Raw genomic sequence first — 23904 nt, forward strand, 5'->3', positions numbered from 1 at the left:
CGCGACGACCCCCGACGACGGCGACTCGAGCGTCGCCTCGGCCTGCGGGTCGGGCGCGGCACCCGCCACGGTCAGAGCCCCGCGGCGGCCCGGATCTCGTCGACCCGGTCGAGTCGCTCCCAGGTGAAGTCGGGGAGCTCGCGGCCGAAGTGCCCGTAGGCGGCCGTCTGGGCGTAGATGGGGCGCAGCAGGTCGAGGTCGCGAATGATCGCGGCCGGCCGCAGGTCGAAGACCTCCCGGAGCGCGTCGGTGATGACCTCGTCGCTCACCACGCCGGTGCCGAAGGTCTCGACGTAGAAGCCGACGGGCGCCGACTTGCCGATGGCGTACGCGATCTGCACCTCGAGGCGCGACGCGAGCCCGGCGGCCACGGCGTTCTTCGCGACCCAGCGCATGGCGTAGGCGGCCGAGCGGTCGACCTTCGACGGGTCTTTTCCGCTGAACGCGCCGCCGCCGTGCCGCGCGGCCCCGCCGTAGGTGTCGACGATGATCTTGCGGCCGGTGAGCCCGGCGTCGCCCTGCGGCCCGCCGATCTCGAAGCGGCCCGTGGGGTTGATCAGGATGCGCGCGTCGTTCGACGACAGCGACACCCCGTCGGCCTCGGCCTGCTGCAGCACGGGGCGGATGACCGTCTCCTCGACCTCGCGGCGCAGCTCGTCGAGCCCCACCGACGGCGCGTGCTGGGTGGACAGCACGACCGTGTCGACGGTCTTCGGCACGACCCCGTCGTAGCCCACGGTGACCTGGGTCTTGCCGTCGGGCCGGAGGTAGTCGAGCACGCCCTCCTTGCGCACGGCCGCGAGCCGCGCCGAGAGGCGGTGAGCCAGCCAGATCGGCAGCGGCATGAGCTGCGGCGTCTCGGTGGTGGCGTAGCCGAACATGATGCCCTGGTCGCCCGCGCCCTGCCGGTCGGCCTCGTCGGTGGAGGCGCCCTCGCGGGTCTCGAAGGCGTTGTCGACGCCCTGCGCGATGTCGGGCGACTGACCGCCGATCGACACCGACACACCGCACGAGCGCCCGTCGAACCACACGTCGCTCGAGGTGTAGCCGATCGAGGAGATCTTCTCGCGCACGAGCGCCGGGATCTCGACGTACCCGCTCGTGGTGACCTCGCCGGCCACGTGCACGAGCCCGGTGGTGACGAGCGTCTCGACGGCGACGCGCGAGTGCGGGTCCTCCGTCAGCAGCGCGTCGAGGATGGTGTCGGAGACCTGGTCGCAGATCTTGTCGGGGTGGCCCTCGGTGACGGATTCGGACGTGAAGAGGCGAAGGGAGGTCATGGTGCTCCTGATAGGGCGGCGGCGAACACTCCGAGAATGCCATCAGCCACCGACGTCTTGCTGCCGGATGCCTCGACGACTATATCCCCGGCGGCATCCAGCACCAGGACCGTGTTGCTCTCCGTGGCGAAGCCGGTGCTCCAGCCGACGCCGTTGACCACGAGGAAGTCGCAGCCCTTGCGGGCGATCTTCGCGCGGCCGAGCTCGAGCAGCTCCTCGCGCGTGTCGGCGGTCTCGGCGGCGAAGCCGACCACGAGCCGCCCGTCGCGCGGCCCGGCCGAGATCGTCGCGAGGATGTCGGGGTTCTGCACCAGCTCGAGCGTGAGCCGCTCGCCCGTGGCGGTCTTCTTGATCTTGGAGTCGCTGACCGAGACGGGCCGGTAGTCGCTCACGGCGGCCGCCATCACGGTGAGGTCGTTCTCGGGCGCCGCCACGGTGGTGGCCGCCAGCAGCTCGGCGGCGGTCTCGACGCGCACGACGTCGACGCCCTCGGGCAGCCCGACCTCGACGTGAGCGGCGATCAGCGTCACGTGCGCACCCCGGTCACGGGCGGCGGCGGCGATGGCCACGCCCTGCTTGCCGCTGGAGCGGTTGCCGAGGTAGCGCACCGGGTCGAGCGGCTCGCGTGTGCCTCCCGCGGTCACGAGAACCCTCCGGCCCTCCAGGTCCCGGATGCGCGGCGCGCCGTCACCCGCGCCCGGACGCTCGGGCGCCGTCGCAGCCCCAGCGCCGGTATCGGCACCGGCGCCAGCTCCCGCCGCGACCTCCAGCGCCGCGGCCACGATCTCGTCGGGCTCCGCCATCCGCCCCACCCCGGAGTCGGACCCCGTGAGCTGCCCGCTGACCGGCCCCACGAGGTGCACCCCGCGCGAGCGCAGGGTGGCCACGTTCGCGACGGTGGCCGGGTTCTGCCACATCTCGGTGTGCATCGCGGGCGCGATCACGAGCGGTGCCCGGCTGGCGAGCACCGTGTTGCCGAGCAGGTCGTCGGCGAGCCCGGCGGCGAGCTTCGCGATGGTGTTCGCGGTCGCCGGGGCGATGACGATCAGGTCGGCGGCCTGGCCGATGGCCACGTGCCGCACCTGGGCGACCCCGTCGTAGAGGTCGGTGGAGACCGTGTTGCGCGAGATCGCCTCGAGCGTGGGGCGCCCGACGAACTTCAGGGCGTGCTCGGTGGCGACCACGTGCACGTCGTGCCCACGCAGAACGAGACCACGGATGACGTTCACGGCCTTGTAGGCCGCGATGCCACCCGTGATCCCGACGACGATGTTCAATTTCTCTCCGATGCGTGGAGGACGAACGGAGGTGCTACTCGATGGGCGCCGCGGGGCGGATCGTCAGCTTGTCCTCGTTGATCTCGTGCATGGCGACGGAGAGCGGCTTGTCGTCGATGGTCGAGTCGACCAGCGGGCCGACGTTGTCGAACAGGCTTCCCTCGTGCAGGTCGGCGTAGTAGTCGTTGATCTGGCGAGCGCGCTTGGAGGCGAAGATCACCAGGGCGTACTTCGAGTCGACCTTCGAGAGCAGCTCGTCGATGGGCGGGTCGATGATGCCGAGTTTGTTGGTGGGCACGGTGTTCACTCCTTGCTGGGAAGGTCAGTCGCCTTCTGAATCTGCATCAATTCTACGACCTCCGCCGCCGCGGCCTGCACATCGCGGTTCACGACGCGGAAGTCGAACTCGTCCTGGGCCGCCAGTTCCACCTTCGCGGTGGTCAGCCGGCGCTCCTGCTCCTCGAGCGTCTCGGTGCCGCGACCGATCAGCCGGCGCACCAGTTCGTCCCAGGTCGGAGGCAGCAGGAACACGAGCGTGGCGCTCGGTTCGGCCGCCTTCACCTGGCGCGCGCCCTGGATGTCGATCTCGAGCAGCACGCTCGTACCGGCCGCGAGGGCGCGGTCGATCGGGGTGCGGGGCGTGCCGTAGCGCGACTTGTTGTGCACCACGGCCCACTCGAGGAACTCCCCCGCCTCGATCATCCGGTCGAACTCCTCGTCGGAGACGAAGTAGTAGCTGACGCCCTCGACCTCGCCCGGGCGCGGCGCCCGCGTGGTGGCCGAGACCGAGAGGTGCACCTCGGGGAAGTTCTCGCGGATGTACGTCGACACCGTGCCCTTGCCGACGGCGGTGGGGCCGGCCAGAACGACGAGCCGGCTGTCGCCGGTGGCGGCGACCTTGGGCGCCCGGCGCTCGAGGTACTCCCGGAGCCGCTGCTGCTGGTGCACGCCGAGCCCGGACAGGCGCTTCGACGTCGCGATGCCGAGCGACTCCATCACGCGTTCGATGCGCACCGGCCCGAGGCCCGGGATGGCCATCAGCAGGTCACGCACGCGCATGCCGGCCTCGATGCTCTCGGTGCTGCCGAGGGCGGTCTCGAGCACGGCGACGGCGCTCAGCCGGCGCTCGGTCACGGCGCGCTTGACGGATGCGCGGGCACGGCGTGCCGCGACGGCGGCACGGCTGGCGGCGACCCGGTCGACGTCGGGCGGATTCATCGCAGCACCTCCCCGAGAGCGGCGCTCTCGCGTTCGATCGCCTCGGCGAGGCCGGCGGCCCCGGCGGGACTGGCGGAGCCCAGGGCGAGCACCGAGCGGGACACGCTGACGACGACGTTCGGCGCCAGCTGCCCGAAGACCGCGGGGATCGACGAGAACGCCGCCCCCTGGAAACCGAAGCCCGGCGCGAGCACCGGTGTGGTCGAGAGGGTGCGGCCGGCGTCGCTCGTGAAGCCGTAGTCCTCGAGGCGCTGGGTGGCGCCGAGCACCAGACCGTGGTCGCCGAGGCGGGTGCGGTCGGTGTTGCGGGCGGCGACCTCGTCGGCGACGAGTCGCGCGACGGTGCGGCCGGGGTTCTCGCCCGCATCCGTCGTCGCCGTCTGCAGGATGCGCGCCTCGGGGTTCGAGGTCGCGCTGAGCACGAAGGCCCCCTTGCCGGCCGCCTCGGCGGTGTCGAGCAGCCCGGAGAGGGCTCCGACGCCGGTGTAGGCCGTGACGGTCAGGGCGTCGACCTCGAGCGGGGAGCCCGCGGTCAGCCAGGCCGCCGCGTAGCCGTCGTTGGTCGAGCCGATGTCGCCGCGCTTGGCGTCGCCGATCACCAGCAGCCCTGCCGCGCGGGCCGCGGCCAGCACGTCCTCGAGGACGGCGAAGCCCGCCGAGCCGAACGACTCGAAGAACGCCACCTGCGGCTTCACGATGCCCACCCGGCCGGCGGCCGCCTCGACGACCCGCAGGCCGAAGTCGCGGACGCCGGCGGCATCGCGCCCGAGCCCCCACTCCGCAAGGAGGTAGGGGTGCGGGTCGATGCCGACGCACAGGTGGCCGTGCGCCGCGAACGCGCCGTCGAGGCGGGCGCCGAAGGGAGCGCCGCTCACCGGCGGGCGTTCCGGGCGATGGCGTACTCCTGCAGCGAGGTCACCTCGAAGCCGTCCTTCAACGCGTCGAAGGAGGCCACGGCCGCGCCCAGCTGGGCGATGGTCGTGAACAGCGGCTTGTCGGCCGCGACGGCGGCGGCACGGATCTCGTAGCCGTCGACGCGGGCCGACCGGCCGGAGGGCGTGTTGATCACGATGTCGACCTTGTCGGCGTTGATCAGGTCGACGATCGTCTCGACAGGCTCGGTGCCGTCGCCGCCGACGTTCTCGGAGTACTTGCCCACGATGCCGGCGTGGATGCCGTTGCGGTTCAGCACCTCGGCCGTGCCGCTGGTGGCCAGGATCTCGAAGCCGAGCTGCTGCAGGCGCAGCACCGGCAGCACGATCGCGCGCTTGTCGCGGTCGGACACCGAGACGAACACCGTGCCCGACAGGGGCATGCCACCGTACGCGGCCTCCTGGCTCTTGGCGAAGGCACGGGGGAAGTCGCGGTCGATCCCCATCACCTCACCGGTCGAGCGCATCTCCGGGCCGAGCACCGAGTCGACGATCAGGCCCTCCTTGGTGCGGAAGCGCTTGAAGGGCAGCACGGCCTCCTTCACGGCGACCGGCGAGTCGAGCGGCACCCGCGAGCCGTCATCGACGGGCAGCATGCCCTCGGCCTTCAGCTCGGCGATGGTGACGCCGACCATGAGGCGCGACGCGGCCTTCGCGAGCGGGATGCCCAGCGCCTTCGACACGAACGGCACGGTGCGGGAGGCGCGCGGGTTGGCCTCGAGCACGTAGAGGATGCCGGCACCGATCGCGAACTGCACGTTCAGCAGGCCCTGCACGCCGATGCCCTGCGCGATGGCGAGGGTGGCGTCGCGCACGGCGTCGATCTGCGAGCGGCCGAGGGTCACGGGCGGCAGCGAGCAGCTCGAGTCGCCCGAGTGCACGCCGGCCTCCTCGAGGTGCTCCATGATGCCGCCGATGTAGAGCTCGTGGCCGTCGTAGAGGGCGTCGACGTCGATCTCGATCGCGTCGTCGAGGAAGCGGTCGACCAGCAGCGGGTTGGCCGTGCCGACCATGCCCTGCCCGGCGATCCGCTCGAAGTAGTCCGCGAGCGACGGGGTGTCGTAGACGATCTCCATGCCGCGGCCGCCGAGCACGTAGCTCGGGCGCACCAGCACGGGGAAGCCGATCTCCTCGGCGACCGCGACGGCCGTCTCGTAGTCGACGGCCGTGCCGTTCTTGGGTGCCAGGATGCCCGCGGCGTCGAGGATGCCCGAGAACAGCCCGCGCTCCTCGGCGAGGTCGATGGCCTCGGGGGTGGTGCCGAGGATCGGCACGCCGGCCTCCTTCAGCCCCTTCGCGAGGCCCAGGGCGGTCTGCCCGCCGAGCTGCACGACGACACCGACCAGCTCGCCCGACTGCGACTCCGCGTGGATGACCTCCAGCACGTCCTCGAGGGTGAGCGGCTCGAAGTAGAGCCGGTCGCTCGTGTCGTAGTCGGTGGAGACCGTCTCGGGGTTGCAGTTGATCATGATCGTCTCGTACCCGGCGTCGTGCAGGGCGAACGAGGCGTGCACGCAGGAGTAGTCGAGCTCGACTCCCTGACCGATGCGGTTCGGGCCGGAGCCCAGGATGACGACCTTGCGGGCGTCCGACGGCTCGACCTCGGTCTCGAGGTCGTAGCTGGAGTAGTGGTACGGCGTGAGCGCCGGGAACTCCCCCGCGCAGGTGTCGACCGTCTTGTAGACCGGGCGGATGCCGAGGATGTGGCGCACCTCACGCACGTCCTTCTCGCCGAAGCCGCGGAGCGAGGCGATCTGGGCATCCGAGAAGCCGTGCTCCTTGGCGAGCGTGAACATGGCGTGGTCGGCGTTCTCGGAGGCCCTGATCGCGTCGGCGACCTCGTTGATCAGCACGATCTGGTCGAGGAACCAGGGGTCGATCTTGGTGGCCTCGAAGGCCTCCTCGATGCTCGCGCCGGCCCGGAGGGCCTGCTGCACCGTGACGATGCGGCCGTCGGTCGGCACCGCCGCGATCGCGAGCAGCTCGTCCTTGTCGCCGGGCTCCCCGTCCCAGTGGAACGACGAGCCGCGCTTCTCGAGCGAGCGCAGCGACTTCTGCAGCGCCTGCGTGAAGTTGCGGCCGATCGCCATGGCCTCGCCCACCGACTTCATGGTCGTGGTGAGGGTGGGGTCGGCGGCCGGGAACTTCTCGAACGCGAAGCGGGGCACCTTGACGACCACGTAGTCGAGCGTCGGCTCGAACGACGCGGGGGTCACCTTGGTGATGTCGTTCGGGATCTCGTCGAGCCGGTAGCCGATGGCGAGCTTCGCGGCGATCTTCGCGATCGGGAAGCCGGTGGCCTTCGAGGCGAGCGCCGACGAGCGCGACACGCGCGGGTTCATCTCGATCACGATGATGCGGCCGTTGGAGGGGTCGACGGCGAACTGGATGTTGCAGCCGCCGGTGTCGACGCCCACGGCGCGGATGATGTCGATGCCGATGTCGCGGAGCTTCTGGTACTCGCGGTCGGTCAGGGTCAGCGCGGGGGCCACCGTGATCGAGTCGCCCGTGTGCACACCGACCGGGTCGACGTTCTCGATCGAGCAGACGACGACCGTGTTGTCGGCGGTGTCGCGCATGAGCTCGAGCTCGTACTCCTTCCAGCCGAGGATGGACTCCTCCAGGAGCACCTCGGTGGTGGGGCTCTGGTGCAGGCCGTCGCCGACGATGCGGCGCAGCTCCTCCTCGGTGTAGGCGAAGCCCGAGCCGAGCCCGCCCATGGTGAAGGAGGGGCGGACGACGAGGGGGTAGCCCAGGTCTTCGGCGTAGCCGACGGCCTCCTCGACGGTGTGCGCGATGTACGAGCGGGCCACCTCGGCGCCCGCGTCGATCACGAGCTGCTTGAAGATCTGCCGGTCTTCGCCCTTGTTGATCGCCTCGAAGTTCGCGCCGATCAGCTCGACGTCGTACTTCTCGAGGATGCCGTGCTCGTGCAGCTGGATGGCCGCGTTCAGCGCCGTCTGGCCGCCGAGGGTCGGCAGGATCGCGTCGGGCTTCTCCTTGGCGATGATGGTCTCGATGACCTTCCAGGTGATCGGCTCGACGTAGGTGGCGTCGGCGAAGTCGGGGTCGGTCATGATCGTGGCCGGGTTCGAGTTCACCAGGATGACGCGCACGCCCTCCTCGCGGAGCACGCGGCAGGCCTGCGTTCCCGAGTAGTCGAACTCGACGGCCTGACCGATGACGATCGGGCCGGAGCCGATGACCAGAACGCTCTGGATGTCGTCTCTGCGTGGCATTACTCGTGGTCTCCTTCGGAGGAAGCGGTGGGGAGCTGGCCGGCCGGCGACTCGCGGCGCGCGAGCACCATCTCGCGGAAGCGGTCGAACAGGTACATGGAGTCGTGCGGGCCGGCGGCCGCCTCGGGGTGGTACTGCACCGAGAAGGCGTCGATGTCGAGGCAGCGGATGCCCTCGACCACGTCGTCGTTCAGGCTGACGTGGCTCACCTCGACCCGGCCGAAGCCGGCGGGCGAGTCGACGACGCCCTCGCGGGGCGCGTCGACGGCGAAGCCGTGGTTCTGGCTGGTGATCTCGACACGGCCGGTGAGCTTGTCGAGCACGGGCTGGTTGATGCCGCGGTGGCCGAAGGGCAGCTTGTAGGTGCCGAACCCGAGCGCCCGTCCGAGCAGCTGGTTGCCGAAGCAGATGCCGAAGTAGGGCACGCCGCTCTTCAGCACGTCGCGGAGCAGCTCGACATGGCTCTCGGAGGCCTCGGGGTCGCCCGGGCCATTGCTGTAGAAGAGGGCATCCGGAGCGATCTCGAGCACCTCGTCGACGGTGACCGACTCGGGCAGCACCTCGACGTCGAGCCCGCGCTCGGCGAGGTAGTTCAGCGTGGAGGTCTTGACGCCCAGGTCGAGCACGGCGACCGAGCCGATGCGCTCGCCGACGGCGGGCACCTGGTAGCGCTCACGGGTCGACACGACGCTCGAGAGCTTCTGCCCGGCCATCTCGGCACCGGCGCGCACGGCGCCGAGCTGCTCGGTGGCCGACAGCTCGTACTCGGCGCCCGAGAAGATGCCCGCGCGCATGGCGCCGGCGCTGCGGATGTGGCGGGTCACGGCGCGGGTGTCGATGCCCGAGATGCCCACCACCCCGTCGGTCACGAGGTCGTCGTCCAGGCTCCGCTGCGCGCGGAAGTTCGACACGACCCGGGAGGGGTCGCGCACGACGTAGCCGGCGACCCAGATCTTCGCCGACTCCTTGTCGGTGTCGTTGACGCCCGTGTTGCCGATGTGCGGCGCGGTCTGCATGACGATCTGACCGGCGTAGGAGGGGTCGGTCAGCGTCTCCTGGTAGCCGGTCATGCCGGTGGCGAAGACCGCCTCGCCGAGGGTGCGTCCGCGGGCTCCGTAGGCACGGCCCTCGTAGCGCCGACCGTCTTCCAGCACGAGCACGGCGGGTTCGGTTGTGATCACGACGAGGTTCCTCCCTGAGGGGTGTTGTTCGGGATGATGGCGCCGGCGGCGTCGATCAGCCGGCCGGCGTCACCGAGGTCGGTGGCGCGGACGTAGCTCTCGACCTCGGCCGGGCCGGTGGTGGAGTCGTAGGTCCAGTCGATGCGCACGAGCCCGCCGGGCTCGACGACGCGGTCGATGGTCCAGGTGGAGGTGCCCACCGAGCGCAGGCGCTCGCGGGCGATGAAGGTCTCGGGCTCGCCGGGGACGACGAGCGACAGGCCGTTCTCGAGCACCGTCAGCACGCCGCGTCCGCGGAAGGCGAGCCCCGGGATGGTCAGGCGGTTCAGCGGGTCGCCCGCCGCGGTGGTGGCGACGTAGAGAACGGATGCCCGGGCGAGCTCCCGGCCGCGCGCGGCCTCGGCCGGAGCATCCGTCGCCCGGCCGAACGCCGACTGGCGGCGGCGCCTCGCGCGCCAGGCCCACACCATGGCGCCGAGCACGAGCGCGGCGAAGAGTGTGACGAGCACGCCGGGGACGAGCCGCTCCATCAGCGCACCGCCGCTTCGGCGGCGTCGGCCGCTTCCCAGACGGGTGCGAGCTCGCCGTCGCGGAGGGTCGCGAAGCCCTCGTGGAAGGTCCAGCGCACGCTGCCCGCGAGGGTGGCGCCGAGGTAGGGCGAGTTCTGGCTGCGGCCGTGCAGGCGCTCGAGGTCGAAGACGCTCGAGGCGGCGGGGTCGACGAGGGTGAGGTTCGCGGGCGCGCCGTCCTCGAAGTCGTGCGAGTGCCCCTCGAGCCGGCCGATCGCCGCGGGCGCCTGCGAGAGCACGCGGGCGACGTCGGCCCAGTCGAGCAGCCCGGTGTCGACGAGCGCGGTCTGCACCACGGGCAGGGCCGACTCGAGGCCGACCATGCCGAAGGCCGCCGCGTCCCACTCGCACTCCTTCGCCTCGCGCGGGTGCGGGGCGTGGTCGGTGGCGATGATGTCGATCGTGCCGTCGGCGACGGCCTCGCGGAGCGCCTGCACGTCCTCGTCGCGGCGGAGCGGCGGGTTCACCTTGTAGCGCGCGTCGTAGCTGCGGATGAGCTCCTCGGTGAGCAGCAGGTGGTGCGGGGTCGCCTCGGCGGTGACCGGGATGCCCCGGGCCTTCGCCCAGCGGATCACGTCGACCGAGCCGGCGGTGGAGAGGTGGCAGATGTGTAGGCGGGCGCCGACGTGCTCGGCGAGCAGCACGTCGCGGGCGATGATCGACTCCTCAGCGACGGCGGGCCAGCCCTTCAGGCCCAGCTCGCTGCTCAGGGCGCCCTCGTTCATCTGGGCGTTCTCGGTCAGCCGAGGGTCCTGGGCGTGCTGGGCGATCACACCGTCGAAGGTCTTCACGTACTCCAGCGCGCGGCGCATGAGCAGGGAGTCGTGGACGCACGTGCCGTCGTCGGAGAAGACCCGCACGCCGGCGCGAGACTGGGCCATCGCGCCGATCTCGCTGAGGCGCTCGCCGCCGAGACCCACGGTGACGGCGCCGATCGGGCGCACGGTCGCGTAGCCGGCGGCGCGGCCGAGGGCCTGCACCTGCTCCACGACGCCCGCGGTATCGGAGACGGGGAGCGTGTTGGCCATGGCGAACACGGCGGTGAAGCCGCCGGCCGCGGCGGCGCGGGTGCCCGTGAGCACGGTCTCGCTCTGCTCGAAGCCCGGCTCGCGGAGGTGGGTGTGCAGGTCGACGAGACCCGGCAGGGCCACGAGGCCCGCGGCGTCGACGACCGTGGCGGCGGCCGTGGCGGCTCGGCCCGCGGCGGCCCCGGTCGACACGATGCGGCCGCCCTCGATCAGGATGTCGGCGCCGGCACCGTTCGGCAGGGTCGCGCCCTTCAGCAGGTAGCTCTGCTCGCTCAACTCAGGGCCTCTCGCTCGCCTCGCTCGCCGGAGAGCAGCAGATAGAGCACTGCCATCCGGATGGACACCCCGTTCGCGACCTGCTCGAGCACGGTCGACTGCGCGGAATCGGCCGCGCCCGACGAGATCTCGAGGCCGCGGTTCATCGGTCCGGGGTGCATCACAATCGTATCCGGGCGCAAGGTCGCCATCCGCTCGTCGTCGAGGCCCCACTGCCGCGCGTACTCGCGAGCGTTGGGGAAGTAGGCGGCGTTCATCCGCTCGCTCTGGATGCGCAGCATCATCAGCACGTCGGGGCGCACGGCGGCGAGCGTCGCGTCGAGGTCGAAGCCCACCGCGGCGGGCCAGGTCTCGGCGCCGACGGGCACCAGGGTGGCGGGCGCGACGAAGGTGAGCTCGGCCCCGAGGGTCTCGAGCAGCCAGAGGTTCGAGCGCGCGACGCGGGAGTGCAGGATGTCGCCGACGATGACGACGCGCACGCCGTCGAGGGCCTTGCCGCGGCTCGCGTCGCCGTGCAGGCGGCGGCGCATCGTGAAGGCGTCGAGCAGGGCCTGGGTCGGATGCTCGTGCGTGCCGTCGCCCGCGTTCACGACGCCCGCGTCGATCCAGTCGCTCTGCGCCAGCACCTGGGGCGCGCCCGAGGCGTGGTGGCGGATGACGACGCCGTCGGCGCCCATCGCGGCCAGAGTCTGCGCGGTGTCCTTCAGGCTCTCGCCCTTGGAGACGCTGGAGCCCTTCGCCGAGAAGTTGATCACGTCGGCCGAGAGCCGCTTGGCGGCGGCCTCGAACGAGATGCGGGTGCGCGTGGAGTCCTCGAAGAAGAGGTTCACGACCGTCTTGCCGCGGAGGGTCGGCAGCTTCTTGACCTCGCGGTTCTGCACGTCGGCCATGTCCTCGGCGATGTCGAGGATGCGCACGGCCTCGTCGCGGCTGAGGTCCTTGGTGGAGAGGAGGTGTCTCATCCCTCGATCGTCACCTCCTCGGTGGCATCGAGCCCGGCGAGGCGCACGTTGATGCGCTCGGCCCGGGACGTCGGCAGGTTCTTGCCCACGAAGTCGGCGCGGATCGGCAGGTCGCGGTGGCCCCGGTCGACCAGCACCGCGAGGCGCACGGCGCGGGGACGGCCGAGGTCGTTGAGCGCGTCGAGCGCGGCCCGGATGGTGCGGCCGGAGTACAGCACGTCGTCGACGAGCACGACCGTCTTGCCGTCGATGCCCTGCCGGGGGACCTGAGTCGGCTGCGGCGTGCGAGTCGGGTGCTTCGACAGGTCGTCGCGGTACATCGTGATGTCGAGCGCGCCGACCATGCCGGCCGGGTCGCTGCCGGGTTCGATGCCGCCGATCAGCGCGCCGATGCGCTCGGCGAGCAGCACTCCGCGCGTCGGGATCCCGAGGATCACCAGATCGTCCGCTCCCCGGTTGGACTCGAGGATCTCGTGCGAGATCCGAGTCAACGCCCGGGCTATGTCAGCCTGCTGCAGCACGGTACGTGCCATAACGACCGACCTCCTTCCCCGCCTCCCGGACGGCCTTAAAGGATGCCTGTGTACCCCTCCACCCTAGCAGCGGAGCCACCGTCCCTGCGTGCGCACTGCGGCCAGCCGTTCCGGCAGCTGACCAGCGCGATCGGCCTGACATCACAGGCGCCCGAAGGAGATCAAGCTCTGCAGACACGAAATTCTCTCTCTCGGATGTGACTGACACTGGGCGGACCTCAGTGGTGGCTCGCTTCCGCGGAACCTCGAGCTATGCTCATCATATGCCCTCCGAGGATGCGATGCACGACGACATCGTCGAGGCCTGGCGCGTGCGCCTCGCGGAACTCGAGCGGCGGTTCGGCGCCCCGCTTCCCGCTGCGATGGACGCTGGATCCGCGCCACCCCGACCGGTCTCCGCCGCCTGGAGGTCGGCCATGGCGGAGCGCGAGGAGCTGCTGACGCCGCTCGCGCTCGAGATGGCCGACGGTTACGCCGACTTGGACACGGCGGGGCGGCGCCGGGTCATCGCGCTTCTCACCGCGCATCCACACGTGGAGTGGCAGTGGCCGGGCGTCGCCCACCACGCGTTCGAGGCCTACCTCGCGTCAGGCGACGAGGCCCACGTTCGCCGTGCGCTCGCCCTCACTGCCATCTATGACCTCCGCGCTCAGAGCCGGGACTTCCACCGAGTGATCCTCCCGGTGCGCGATCGTCTGGAAGCGAAGGGCGTCGACGTCGCTGCGGTGTTCGACGCCGGTCTTCTGTTGGCCGTCGAACACGACGACCCGACGGCGGGAGCCTTCGGTCTGTTCACCGCGCTCGGGCGGGCGTGGCTCCCGTACCGGCCGCAATCGGCCGAGCTCGATCCCGCTGAGTCGGACCGACTGATCAGCGGGTGGGAGCGACAGCTCCGGGATCTCGAGGAGGGGTCGACCGTCGAGCTGCCCGACGTGATCGCCCTGGCGCTGCCGATGGCCGAGTCCTACCGGCACCGTCTGGGAGCGGCCGAGCGGTCCCGTGTCCGGGGACTGCTGTCCGCCTGTCCCCGGGTGGAGGACGTCTGGGCCGAGCTGACGTCGAGCGCCCTCGCCCGCAGCGCGCGCCGCCACCAGCGTGCCGACCTCGAGCTCGCACTGGCCCTCATCGCGCTGTCCGCCCGCGGCGCCCGCGACGACCGCATCACCGACGGTCTCCGTGATGCTCGATCCACGATGCTCGCTGCCGGTGTCGACCTCGGATCGACCTTGAGCGAGGCCGTGCGACTGGTCTCCCCCGTCGACGGCGCCCAGGACGAAGCGCTCATCGCGCTCTTCGGCAAGTCCTCGGCGTACTCCCCCGTGGTCGCCTCAGCGCCCGACGTCGCGATCGGGCGGACACAGAAGGCCCCGAGACCGAAGTCTCAGGGCCGTACGTGACCACTCGCGAGGTGGAGAGCGCCGGTCAGGCGGCCTGGGCCACCTTGCCCAGGACGCCGTTCACGAAGCCGGCCGAGTCGTCGGTCGAGAGCGTCTTGGCGAGCTCGACCGCCTCGGCGATCGCGACGCCCGCGGGCACCTCGTCGTTGTAGAGGATCTCCCAGACGCCGATGCGCAGCAGGGCGCGGTCGATCGTCGGCATGCGCGCGATCGTCCAGCCCTGGGCGTAGCTCTCGATGGTCTCGTCGATCTCGCTGAAGCGGTCGGTGACGCCGTCGACGATCTCACGAGCGTACAGCCACGAGTTCTGCCGGTCGGGCTGGGTCGCCGCCCGGCCGGCCTCGGCCGCGAGGGCCTCGGCGATCGGGATCTGCCGCACGTCGGCGGCGTAGAGGATGTCGAGGGCCCGCTTGCGGGCCTTCGTGCGTGCGCTCAACGACGGCGCCTAGTTGACCCGGCCGAGGTAGTCGCCCGTGCGGGTGTCGACCTTGACCTTGGTGCCGATCTCGAGGAACAGCGGGACGTTGATCTGGTAGCCGGTCTCGACGGTGGCGGGCTTGGTGCCGCCGGTCGAGCGGTCGCCCTGCAGGCCCGGCTCGGTGTAGGTGATCTCGAGCACGACCGAGGCGGGGAGCTCGACGTAGAGCGGCTCGCCGTCGGTGAGCGCGATGGTCGCGGTCTGCTGCTCGAGCAGGAAGTTGGCGGCGTCGCCGACGATCGTGCCCGGGATGGTGATCTGGTCGTAGTCGCTCGTGTCCATGAACACGAAGTCCTCGCCGTCCTTGTACAGGTACTGGAAGTCGCGACGGTCGACATTGGCCGTCTCGATCTTCGCGCCGGCGTTGAAGGTGCGGTCGACGAGCTTGCCGGTGCGCACGTTCTTGATCTTGGTGCGCACGAAGGCGCCGCCCTTGCCCGGCTTGACGTGCTGGAACTCGATCACGTTCCAGAGCTGGCCGTCGATGTCCAGCACGGTGCCGTTCTTGATGTCGTTCGTTGAAGCCATGGAGGGGATGATCCGTTTCGAAGAAGATGGTGCGACCGGCATGTCGGTCGCGGAGGTCCTCGAAGAGTGTACCGGTTCCGCCTCAGCGACCGCTCGGGCCCGTGCGGTCAGTGCCAGAGCAGCGAGGCCAGCGCCAGCCGGTACGACCCGAAGCCGAACCCGGCGATCACCCCGGTCGCGATCCCCGAGATCACACTCGTGTGCCGGAACGTCTCCCGTGCGTGCGGGTTCGAGATGTGCACCTCGATCAGCGGCACCCCCGCCTTCGTCACGAGCGCGGCCGCATCCCGCAGCGCGTACGAGTAGTGCGTGAACGCGGCGGGGTTCAGGATGACCGGGGTCGCCGTGTCGACGGCTTCGTACAGCCACGACACCAGCTCGGCCTCGTCGTTGGTCTGCCGGAGGTCGATCGAGAGCTGACCGGCCGCGTCGGTCTCGAGCAGCCGCCGGAGGGAGTCGAGGTCCTGCGACCCGTAGACATCGGGCTCGCGGCTGCCGAGGCGACCGAGGTTCGGCCCGTTGAGGACGAGGACAGACGACATGCGAGCTCCTAGGAGGCGATCTCTTGGTACGCGGCGAACAGCAGGGAGGTCTCCGGCCCGGCGAGCACCGAGGGGCGCGCCAGGTCGTCGAGCACGATGAACCGCAGCATCCCGCCGCGCGACTTCTTGTCGCGCTGCATCGTGGCGAGCAGCGTCTGCCAGCGCCCGGCCGGGTACTCGGTCGGCAGCGTCAGCGAGGTCAGGATGCGCCGGTGCCGGTCGACGACCTCGTCCGACAGCGATCCGGTGAGGCGCCCGAGCTCGGCCGCGAACATCATGCCGACGGCCACCGCCGCGCCGTGCCGCCACTGGTACCGCTCGGCGTGCTCGATCGCGTGCCCGAGGGTGTGCCCGTAGTTGAGGATCTCGCGGAGGCCCGCCTCCTTGAAGTCCGAGCTGACGACCCGCGCCTTGACGGCGACCGACAGCTCGATCAGCCGTCGCAGCTCGTCGGAGGTGGGGTCGGTGGCCCGGTCGACGTCGGCCTCGATGATGTCGAGGATCTCGGGCTCGGCGATGAAGCCGCACTTCACGACCTCCCCGAAGCCGGCGAGGATCTCGTTCCGCGGCAGCGGTGCGAGGGTGTCGAGGTCTTCGACCACGAGCGACGGGGCGTAGAAGGCGCCGACGAGGTTCTTGCCCTCGTTGGTGTTGATGCCGGTCTTGCCGCCGACGGCCGCGTCGACCATGCCGAGCAGCGTGGTCGGCACCTGCACGAGCGTGACGCCGCGCAGCCAGGTCGCGGCGACGAAGCCGGCCAGGTCGGTGACGGCTCCACCGCCGAAGCCGACCACGGCGTCGGTGCGGGTGAAGTCGGCCTGGCCGAGCACCTGCCAGCAGAACGAGGCGACCTCGATGCGCTTGCCGGCCTCCGCATCCGGGATCTCGGCCAGCAGCACCTCGTAGCGGTCGAGCAGGCTCTCGCGCAGGCTCGCGGCCGCCTGGCCGAGGGTCGGCGGATGCACGATCAGCACCTTCTTCACCCCGGGGCCGAAGCCCTCGGCGACCCGCCCCAGGATGCCGCGGCCGACGAGCACGTCGTAGCCGTTCTCTCCGCTGACGGGGATGACGGTGGGCTCGGCGCTCATCGCACGATCTCCTTCTTCTCGTTCGAGGCCTTCTGGTCCGCCCGCTTCGGGTTCGCCGCGCTGCCGAGCCACTCCATGATCTCGGCGGCGACCCGCTCGGTGGGCAGCGAGCTCGTGTCGGCGGTGTGGTCGGCGAGCCGCTCGTAGAGCTCCCGGCGGCGCTCGTAGACGGCCTTCCAGGTCTCGACGTCGGGCACGGTGGGGCGTTTGCCGTTGCCGAGCCGCCCGGCGACGACATCAGGATGCACGCTCAGCAGCACGACCGGCCACGAACCGATGTCACGCTGCGTCTCTTGGTCGAGCACCGCTCCTCCCCCGAAGGCGACGACCCCGTCGCTCTCCAGCGCCGTCACGACGGCCGCCCGCTCGAGGGCGCGGAAGTGCGCCTCCCCGTGGGACGCGAAGATCTCCGGGATCGGCCCGTGCGACGTGACCACGAGACGGTCGGTGTCGACGAAGCCGGTGCCGAGCATCCGCGCCAGCTTCTTGCCGATGCGCGACTTGCCCGAGGCCGGCGGCCCGATCAGCACCACCCTCATGCGCGGGCGATGCCGGTGCGCAGCGCCTCGGGGATGGCCGCGAGGTAGCCCTCGAGGTTGCGGCGGGTCTCGCCGACGGAGTCGCCGCCGAACTTCTCGAGCACGGCGTTGGCGAGCACCAGCGCGGTCATGGCCTCGGCCACGACCCCCGCGGCGGGCACGGCGCAGACGTCGGAGCGCTGGTGGTGCGCCGCCGCGTCCTCCCCCGTGGCCACGTCGATCGTGTGCAGGGCGTGCGGCACGGTGGCGATCGGCTTCATGCCGGCGCGCACCCGCAGCACGGTGCCCGTGGACATACCGCCCTCGGTGCCGCCCGCGCGGTCGGTGGACCGCGTGATCTCGTCACCCTCGCGGTAGAGCTCGTCGTGCGCGGCCGAACCCCGGCGGCGGGTGGTCTCGAAGCCGTCGCCGACCTCGACGCCCTTGATGGCCTGGATGCCCATCAGCGCAGCCGCCAGCTGCGAGTCGAGCCGGCGATCCCAGTGCACGTGCGAACCGAGGCCCGGGGGCAGCCCGTAGGCGAGCACCTCGACGACCCCGCCGAGGGTGTCGCCCTCCTTGTGGGCGTCGTCGATCTCGGCGACCATCAGCGCGCTCGTGGCGGCGTCGAAGCAGCGCACCGGGTCGGCGTCGAGCGCGTCGACGTCAGCGGGCTTCGGCAGGGCGGCGCCCTCGGGCACGCGCACCGGCCCGATCGCGAGGGTGTGGCTGACGAGGGTGATGCCGAGCTCGCCGAGGAAGGCGCGGGCGATTGCGCCGAGCGCGACACGGGCCGCCGTCTCACGGGCGCTCGCACGCTCGAGGATGGGGCGGGCCTCGTCGAAGTCGTACTTCTGCATGCCCACCAGGTCGGCGTGGCCCGGGCGGGGGCGCGTCAGCGGGGCGCTGCGGCCGCGGCCGGGCAGCTCCTCGTCGAGGGGCTCGACGCCCATCACCTCGGTCCACTTCGGCCACTCGGTGTTGCCGATGCGCACGGCGACGGGGCTGCCGAGGGTGCGGCCGTGCACGACGCCGCCCGTCATGGCGAGCTCGTCCTGCTCGAACTTCATGCGGGCGCCGCGGCCGTAGCCGAGCTTGCGCCGCGCGAGGTCGGTGCGCAGCTGATCGAGTGTGACCGGGATGCCGGACGGAAGACCCTCGACGATGGCGACGAGTTCTTGACCGTGGGACTCCCCGGCGGTGAGCCAACGAAGCATGGTTACGATCCTCCCACAGACGGAGGACACTCCCGCTCAGCCCCGCAGCCGGCCCGCCGCGTCGAGCCCCACGGCGTCGAGCATCGCTGCCACGACACGCTCCTCGCCGTCGAGCGTCACGAGGGGGTCGCCGTGCACGAACACCCTGATCTGGGCGGCCGCCTGGTGCACGAGCATCGCCAGCCCGGGCACCGCGAGGCTGCCCGCCTCCTGCCAGATCGTCGCGAGCTCGCTCGGCCACGGGTGGTAGGCCACGTCCAGGATGCTCGAGCTGCGCGGTGCCGCGGCGTCGACGAAGTTCACACCCACCCCGACCCCTCCGGGCAGCGTGCTGATCGTCAGGTCGGGCTCGATCAGCCGCATCCCCGGGTCATGCAGGGCCACCACCTCGGTGCTGAGCCCGGCGGCCCGGGCCGCGTCGACGACCGAGCCGGCCTTGCCGGGGCTCCGCAGCACGACATCGGCGTGCTCGGCACCGAGCTGGGCCACGGCGACGGCGGCCGAGCGCGCGGTGGCCCCGGCGCCGACGATCATCACCCGGCGGGCCCGGGTCACCCCCGCGCGTTCGAGCGCCTGCCGGATGCCGTGCACGTCGGTGTTGAAGCCGCTGAGCGCGCGCCGGCCGTCGTGCTCGGCGACGAGCACGGTGTTCACGGATCCGCTCGCCTCGGCCACCGCGTCGACACTCGACAGCAGCGGCCGGATCGTCTCCTTCAGCGGCATGGTGAGCGAGAGGCCGCGCCACTCGGCCGTGAGGCCGTCGATGAAGGCGGGCAGCGCATCCGTCGTCACCTCGTGCGCGTCGTACTGCCAGGGCAGCCCGAGCGCGCGGTAGGCGGTGCGGTGCAGCAGCGGCGACCGCGAGTGCGCGATCGGTGAGCCGAGCACGCCGAGGCGCCGCTCGCGCGTCAGCTCATCGGCCTCGTCGCCAACGAACGTCTCGGACACCGGTCGCTACTCGACGTCGGGGTGGGCGGCCCACCAGGCCTGCAGGCGCTCGACCGCGGCCGCGTGCTCGTCGGCGGTGGTCGAGAAGACGGTCTCGCCCGTGTCGAGGTCGACCGTCACGAAGAACATCCACGGGCCGTCGGCCGGGTTCAGCGCCGCGTTGATCGCGTCGTCGCCCGGGTTCGCGATCGGGCCGACCGGCAGGCCGGGGTAGTAGTACGTGTTGTAGATGTTGTTCGGGTCGTCGCGCTCGGCCTGGGTGGTCTCGACCCGGCTGTGGCCGGCACCGTAGGCGACCGTGGCGTCGGACTCCATGTTCCAGCCCTGGTCGAGGCGGTTGGTGAAGACGCGGGAGACCTTCGCCATGTCCTCGACGCTGCCGGCCTCCTTCTGGATGAGCGCGGCCAGCGAGAGCACGCGGAGACGGTCGTCGGGGGCGACCCCCGCGGCGTCGAGCGACTGGAAGGTGCGGTTCACCATGGTGGTGATCATGTCGGTCGCGGTCTCGCCCGGCTGGAACACGTAGGTGGCCGGGAACAGGAAGCCCTCGATGGTGGGGGCGTTCGCCGGCACGCCGAGGGCGGCGTAGTTCGCGCCCACGGCCTGGAACTCCTCGACCGGGATGCCCGTGACGTCGGCGAGCTCCTGGTAGATGCCCTTGGCGCTCGAGCCCTCGGGGATGGTGACGGTGAAGTCGACCTTGGAGTCGGGGCTCTGCAGCGCGTCGAGCGCGGACTGAGCGCTCATCTTCTCGGCCAGGCGGAAGGTGCCGGCCTGGAAGACCGGTGCCGGGTCCTGGTCGAGCAGCAGCTCGTAGAAGGCGCGGGAGCTGGCGATGACGCCCTGCTCGGCGAGGTTGTCGCCGATGGTCTCGCCGACGTCGCCGTCGTTGACGACGAACATCACCTCGCCCTCGCCGCTGCCCTGGTAGTCGTCGGCCGAGGGGCTGCCGGCGATCAGGCTCTGCACCTGCTCACCGAAGACGTTCCAGACGAAGACGCCTGCGCCGGCGATCAGGCCGACGATGACGACGAGCACGATGACGGGGGTCACCCAGCGGCGTCGACGGCGTTCGCGCGGGGGGCGACCGCCACCGGAGGAGCGGCGCCCGCCGGAGCCGCCCGAGCCACCGGAGCCGCCCGAGCCGCCGCCGGATCGGCCTGAGCCACCGCCCGAGCCGCCGAAGCCGCCCGATCCGGAGCCACCCGAGCCGCCGAAGCCGCCCGAGTCACCACCCCGGGCCGGTTCGTCGCCGAGCCCGAAGTGCTCGATGCCCACGTGCTCGACGTCGTCGTCGGCGGTGCGGGTCGAGGAGCGCGGGCTCGAGGCGGCCGGTTCTGCGGCCTGTCTGGCCGCCCGCCGGGGCGATTCCGCGGGGCTCGGCGGCGTCGCCGGCTCCTGTCGGAAGAACTCGGCGAACGGATGGTCCTGTGCGGGCTGTCGGTCAGTCACTGCCTTTTCCTTGACTCGGGTCGAGGAGGATGCCGGGGGGTCTGTCGGTGGCACGCTCGCTGTCGAGGGCATGTTGAAGGAGTATAACCGCGGCGACCTGATCGATCACGGGGCGGGAGCTCTTGGTGTTCCGGCCGTTCCGGTGCAGGGCGGCCTGGGCCGAGACGGTGCTCAGCCGCTCGTCGATCATGCGCACCGGGCGGCCCGAGGCCGCGAGAAGACGGGCGGCGAAGTCCCGCGCATCCTGGGTCGAGGCGGTCTCGGAACCGCTCATCGACAGGGGCAGGCCGACCACGAACTCGAGGGCGTCGAGCTCGTCGGCGATGTCCAGGATGCGAACGACGTCGGGGCTCGGTCCCGTCTCGGGCACCTCGCCCGGTGCTGTGCGCGGCACGGTCTCGATCGGCGTGGCGAGCATGCCGTGCAGGTCGGTGCGGGCGACGCCGATGCGGGCCCTGCCCACGTCGACGCCGACCCGCACCCCGCTGCGCATGCTCAACCGGCCGTCGCTGCCCGGCCGATGGCCTCGAGCGCCGCGGGGATGGCGCCGACGTCGGTGCCGCCGCCCTGGGCCAGGTCGTCCTTGCCGCCGCCGCCTCCGCCGAGCACGCCGGCGGCGAGCTTGGCGAGGGCGCCGGCCTTCACCCCGGCGGCGCGGGCGCCGTCGGTGGTGGCGACGATGACGACGGGCTTGCCGTTGACGGCGGCGGCGAGGGCGACGACCGCGGCGGCGGACCCGCCGGAGACGAGGGCCTCGCGCACGCCGGTGGCGAGCTGGCGCACGTCGTCGGGCGAGCGCAGCTCACCGAGGTCGGCGGCGACGAGCGACACGGCCCCGGCCGGGCGCGCGGCGGCGGCGAGGGCCGGGATGCGCGTCGACAGCTGGGACGCCTCGAACGCGGCGATCTTCTTCTCGGCCGCCTTGAGGTTCGCGGTCAGGTCGGCCACCCGCGACGCGATCTCGTCGCGCGGCGCCTTGAGCGAGGAGGTGAGCTGCGAGACGAGGGCCCGCTCGGCGGCGAACTCCCGGAACGCCTCGAGCCCGACGAGCGCCTCGACCCGGCGGTTGGCCGAGCCGATCGACGACTCGCCCTGCAGGTTGATCAGCCCGATCTGCGCGCTGGTCGATACGTGGGTGCCGGCGCAGAGCTCGCGCGACCACGGGCCGCCGATGTCGACCATGCGCACGACCTCGCCGTACTTCTCGCCGAACAGGGCCATCGCCCCCATCGAGCGGGCCTCGTCGAGCGGCAGCTCGCGGGTCGTGACGGTCAGGTCGTCGCGGATGGCGTTGTTGGCGATCTCCTCGATCTCGGTGCGGGTCGCGGCCGAGAGCGGCTGGTTCCACGAGAAGTCGAGTCGCATGTAGCCCGCCTTGTTGTACGAGCCGGCCTGGTGGGCCTCCTCGCCGAGCGTCTGCCGCAGGGCCGCGTGGATGAGGTGCGTCGCCGAGTGCGCCTGGGTCGCACCGCGCCGCCAGGACGGGTCGACCACCGAGCGCGCCTGGTCGCCGACGGCCACCTGGCCGCTGGTCACCTCGACGCGGTGGCTGATCAGCCCCTTCACGGGCTTCTGCACGTCGAGCACGGTCAGCTCGAAGCCGTCGCCGACGATGGTGCCGGCGTCGGCCTCCTGGCCGCCCGACTCGGCGTAGAGCGCGGTCTCGGCCAGGATGACCTCGACCTGCTCCCCCGCCACGGCCGACGTCACCGAGACGCCGTCGACGATCAGGCCGAGCACGGGCGCCTCGGCCTCGAGCTCGTCGTAGCCGCGGAACACGGTCTCGCCGAGGGCGCGGAACTGGCTGTAGACGGTGAGGTCGGTGATGCCGAGCTTCTTCGCCTTGGCGTCGGCCTTGGCGCGCTGCTTCTGCTCGGCCATCAGCGACTCGAACGCGACGCGGTCGACGGCGAGGCCGGACTCCTCGGCGATCTCGAGGGTGAGGTCGATCGGGAAGCCGTAGGTGTCGTGCAGCAGGAACGCGGTGTCGCCGGCCAGCACGGGGGCGGTGTCGGTGCCCGAGGCGCCGGCCTTCTGCTTCACGGCGGCGACCGCGGTGTCGAGGATGGTCGTGCCGCCCGTGAGCGTGCGGAGGAAGGACTCCTCCTCGGCGTAGGCGCCGCGCGAGATGCGCGAGAAGTCGGTCTCGACCTCGGGGTAGGCGGCCTTCATCGCGTCGCGCGAGGCGGTCAGCAGCTCGGGCATGGTGGCGGTGTCGACGCCGAGCAGGCGCATCGAGCGCACCGTGCGGCGCAGCAGACGCCGCAGCACGTAGCCGCGGCCGTCGTTGGAGGGCGTGACGCCGTCGCTCATCAGCATCAGAGCGGAGCGCACGTGATCGGCGACCACGCGCATCCGCACGTCGTCGTCGTGGTCGGCGCCGTAGCGTCGGCCCGAGATCTCGGCGGCGCGGTCGAGCACCGGCCGCACCTGGTCGATCTCGTAGAGGTTCTCGACGCCCTGCTTGAGGAAGGCGACACGCTCGAGGCCCATACCGGTGTCGATGTTCTTGCGCGGCAGCTCGCCGAGGATCTCGAACTCGGTCTTGGACGTGCCCTCGCCGCGGAGGTACTGCATGAACACGAGGTTCCAGATCTCGATGTAGCGGTTCTCGTCGGCTGCGGGGCCGCCCTCGGCACCGTAGGCGGGGCCGCGGTCGAAGTAGATCTCCGAGCAGGGGCCGGCCGGCCCGGGCTGGCCGGTGGACCAGTAGTTGTCCTCCTTGCCGAAGCGCTGGATCCGCGCATCCGGAACCCCCGCCACCCGCTTCCAGATGTCGATCGCCTCGTCGTCGTCCTCGTAGACGGTGACCCAGAGGTCGCGCTCGGCCAGCCCGAGACCGCCGTCGGACTCGGGGGTGGTGAGCAGCTCCCAGGCGTACCCGATCGCGCCCTCCTTGAAGTAGTCGCCGAACGAGAAGTTGCCGTTCATCTGGAAGAACGTGCCGTGCCGGGTGGTCTTGCCGACCTCCTCGATGTCGAGGGTGCGGATGCACTTCTGCACGCTCGTGGCGCGCGGGTACGGTGCGGGCACGAGCCCCGACAGATACGGGATGAACGGCACCATGCCGGCGACGGTGAACAGCAGCGACGGGTCGTCGGAGACGAGCGAGGCGGAGGGCACGACGGTGTGGCCGCGTTCTCCGAAGAAGTCGAGCCAGCGGTTGCGGATGTCAGCGGTGAGCATGGGTGGAGTGGTGTTCCCGGTTCGGATCGGCACGCTGGGGTCGGCGCGCGGTTCG

Annotated in this window: 22 protein-coding genes; 1 reads left to right on the top strand and 21 read right to left on the bottom strand. The window is 71.3% G+C overall.

The window, feature by feature from the left end:
* Positions 1-71 precede the first annotated feature (71 nt).
* The 11 genes from metK to pyrR are packed head-to-tail and all read right to left on the bottom strand — an operon-like array spanning position 72 to position 12495.
* Positions 72-1280: a methionine adenosyltransferase gene (gene metK, locus ITJ64_RS13915; RefSeq protein ID WP_194681355.1), complete on the bottom strand. Its 1209-nt coding sequence runs from the start codon at positions 1278-1280 to the stop codon at positions 72-74.
* Positions 1277-2557, bottom strand: a complete 1281-nt coding sequence (locus tag ITJ64_RS13920) for a phosphopantothenate--cysteine ligase family flavoprotein (RefSeq protein WP_194681356.1) — start codon at positions 2555-2557, stop codon at positions 1277-1279. The genes metK and ITJ64_RS13920 overlap by 4 nt, the downstream gene beginning before the upstream one ends.
* Before the next feature lie 34 nt (positions 2558-2591).
* The gene (gene rpoZ, locus ITJ64_RS13925; RefSeq protein ID WP_173181035.1) at positions 2592-2855 is read right to left on the bottom strand and encodes a DNA-directed RNA polymerase subunit omega; all 264 of its coding nucleotides are present in this window, start codon (positions 2853-2855) and stop codon (positions 2592-2594) included.
* A 5-nt stretch (positions 2856-2860) separates the two neighbouring features.
* Positions 2861-3775 carry a guanylate kinase gene (gene gmk, locus ITJ64_RS13930; protein WP_194681357.1) on the bottom strand — a complete coding sequence of 305 codons (915 nt, stop codon included), beginning with the start codon at positions 3773-3775 and terminating at the stop codon, positions 2861-2863.
* The gene (gene pyrF / locus ITJ64_RS13935; protein ID WP_194681358.1) at positions 3772-4650 is read right to left on the bottom strand and encodes an orotidine-5'-phosphate decarboxylase; all 879 of its coding nucleotides are present in this window, start codon (positions 4648-4650) and stop codon (positions 3772-3774) included. Before pyrF ends, gmk begins: the two co-directional genes overlap by 4 nt.
* On the bottom strand, positions 4647-7946 hold the full coding sequence (gene carB, locus ITJ64_RS13940; protein WP_194681359.1) for a carbamoyl-phosphate synthase large subunit: 3300 nt from the start codon (positions 7944-7946) through the stop codon (positions 4647-4649). The genes pyrF and carB overlap by 4 nt, the downstream gene beginning before the upstream one ends.
* Positions 7946-9124, bottom strand: a complete 1179-nt coding sequence (gene carA, locus ITJ64_RS13945; RefSeq protein WP_370545270.1) for a glutamine-hydrolyzing carbamoyl-phosphate synthase small subunit — start codon at positions 9122-9124, stop codon at positions 7946-7948. The genes carB and carA overlap by 1 nt, the downstream gene beginning before the upstream one ends.
* Complete coding sequence (locus tag ITJ64_RS13950; RefSeq protein WP_194681360.1) at positions 9124-9657, bottom strand: hypothetical protein; 534 nt, start codon at positions 9655-9657, stop codon at positions 9124-9126. The genes carA and ITJ64_RS13950 overlap by 1 nt, the downstream gene beginning before the upstream one ends.
* Positions 9657-11000, bottom strand: a complete 1344-nt coding sequence (locus ITJ64_RS13955; protein WP_194681361.1) for a dihydroorotase — start codon at positions 10998-11000, stop codon at positions 9657-9659. Before ITJ64_RS13955 ends, ITJ64_RS13950 begins: the two co-directional genes overlap by 1 nt.
* A complete protein-coding gene (locus ITJ64_RS13960) occupies positions 10997-11962 on the bottom strand; it encodes an aspartate carbamoyltransferase catalytic subunit (protein WP_194681362.1) in 966 nt (321 codons plus the stop codon). Before ITJ64_RS13960 ends, ITJ64_RS13955 begins: the two co-directional genes overlap by 4 nt.
* Positions 11959-12495 carry a bifunctional pyr operon transcriptional regulator/uracil phosphoribosyltransferase PyrR gene (gene pyrR, locus ITJ64_RS13965; protein WP_194681363.1) on the bottom strand — a complete coding sequence of 179 codons (537 nt, stop codon included), beginning with the start codon at positions 12493-12495 and terminating at the stop codon, positions 11959-11961. The genes ITJ64_RS13960 and pyrR overlap by 4 nt, the downstream gene beginning before the upstream one ends.
* 263 nt (positions 12496-12758) lie before the next feature.
* On the opposite strand from pyrR, the gene ITJ64_RS13970 reads away from it, so the two are divergent.
* Positions 12759-13892, top strand: coding sequence for a hypothetical protein (locus ITJ64_RS13970; RefSeq protein WP_194681364.1), 1134 nt, complete (start codon positions 12759-12761; stop codon positions 13890-13892).
* A gap of 25 nt (positions 13893-13917) precedes the next feature.
* On the opposite strand, the gene nusB is transcribed toward ITJ64_RS13970, so the two are convergent.
* The 10 genes from nusB to alaS form a co-directional block, all read right to left on the bottom strand.
* Positions 13918-14328, bottom strand: coding sequence for a transcription antitermination factor NusB (gene nusB / locus ITJ64_RS13975; protein ID WP_194681365.1), 411 nt, complete (start codon positions 14326-14328; stop codon positions 13918-13920).
* 9 nt (positions 14329-14337) lie between these two features.
* Positions 14338-14898, bottom strand: a complete 561-nt coding sequence (efp, locus tag ITJ64_RS13980; protein WP_173181045.1) for an elongation factor P — start codon at positions 14896-14898, stop codon at positions 14338-14340.
* 107 nt (positions 14899-15005) lie between these two features.
* On the bottom strand, positions 15006-15440 hold the full coding sequence (locus ITJ64_RS13985) for a type II 3-dehydroquinate dehydratase (RefSeq protein WP_194681366.1): 435 nt from the start codon (positions 15438-15440) through the stop codon (positions 15006-15008).
* 8 nt (positions 15441-15448) lie between these two features.
* The gene (gene aroB / locus ITJ64_RS13990; RefSeq protein WP_194681367.1) at positions 15449-16528 is read right to left on the bottom strand and encodes a 3-dehydroquinate synthase; all 1080 of its coding nucleotides are present in this window, start codon (positions 16526-16528) and stop codon (positions 15449-15451) included.
* Positions 16525-17067 (bottom strand): shikimate kinase, encoded by a 543-nt coding sequence (locus ITJ64_RS13995; RefSeq protein WP_194681368.1) that lies wholly within the window; start codon positions 17065-17067, stop codon positions 16525-16527. Before ITJ64_RS13995 ends, aroB begins: the two co-directional genes overlap by 4 nt.
* Entirely contained in the window at positions 17064-18263 is a 1200-nt protein-coding gene (aroC, locus tag ITJ64_RS14000; protein WP_194681369.1) for a chorismate synthase, read from the bottom strand. Before aroC ends, ITJ64_RS13995 begins: the two co-directional genes overlap by 4 nt.
* A 36-nt stretch (positions 18264-18299) precedes the next feature.
* Complete coding sequence (locus tag ITJ64_RS14005; protein ID WP_194681370.1) at positions 18300-19211, bottom strand: shikimate dehydrogenase; 912 nt, start codon at positions 19209-19211, stop codon at positions 18300-18302.
* Between the two features lie 6 nt (positions 19212-19217).
* Positions 19218-20663, bottom strand: a complete 1446-nt coding sequence (gene mltG / locus ITJ64_RS19395) for an endolytic transglycosylase MltG (RefSeq protein WP_370545191.1) — start codon at positions 20661-20663, stop codon at positions 19218-19220.
* The gene (gene ruvX / locus ITJ64_RS14015; protein ID WP_194682159.1) at positions 20656-21156 is read right to left on the bottom strand and encodes a Holliday junction resolvase RuvX; all 501 of its coding nucleotides are present in this window, start codon (positions 21154-21156) and stop codon (positions 20656-20658) included. Before ruvX ends, mltG begins: the two co-directional genes overlap by 8 nt.
* Positions 21157-21158: 2 nt before the next feature.
* Positions 21159-23849, bottom strand: a complete 2691-nt coding sequence (alaS, locus tag ITJ64_RS14020) for an alanine--tRNA ligase (RefSeq protein ID WP_194681371.1) — start codon at positions 23847-23849, stop codon at positions 21159-21161.
* Between the last annotated feature and the right edge of the window lie 55 nt (positions 23850-23904).

The sequence above is a fragment of the Herbiconiux sp. VKM Ac-1786 genome (genome assembly GCF_015350805.1).
GTDB lineage: Bacteria > Actinomycetota > Actinomycetes > Actinomycetales > Microbacteriaceae > Herbiconiux.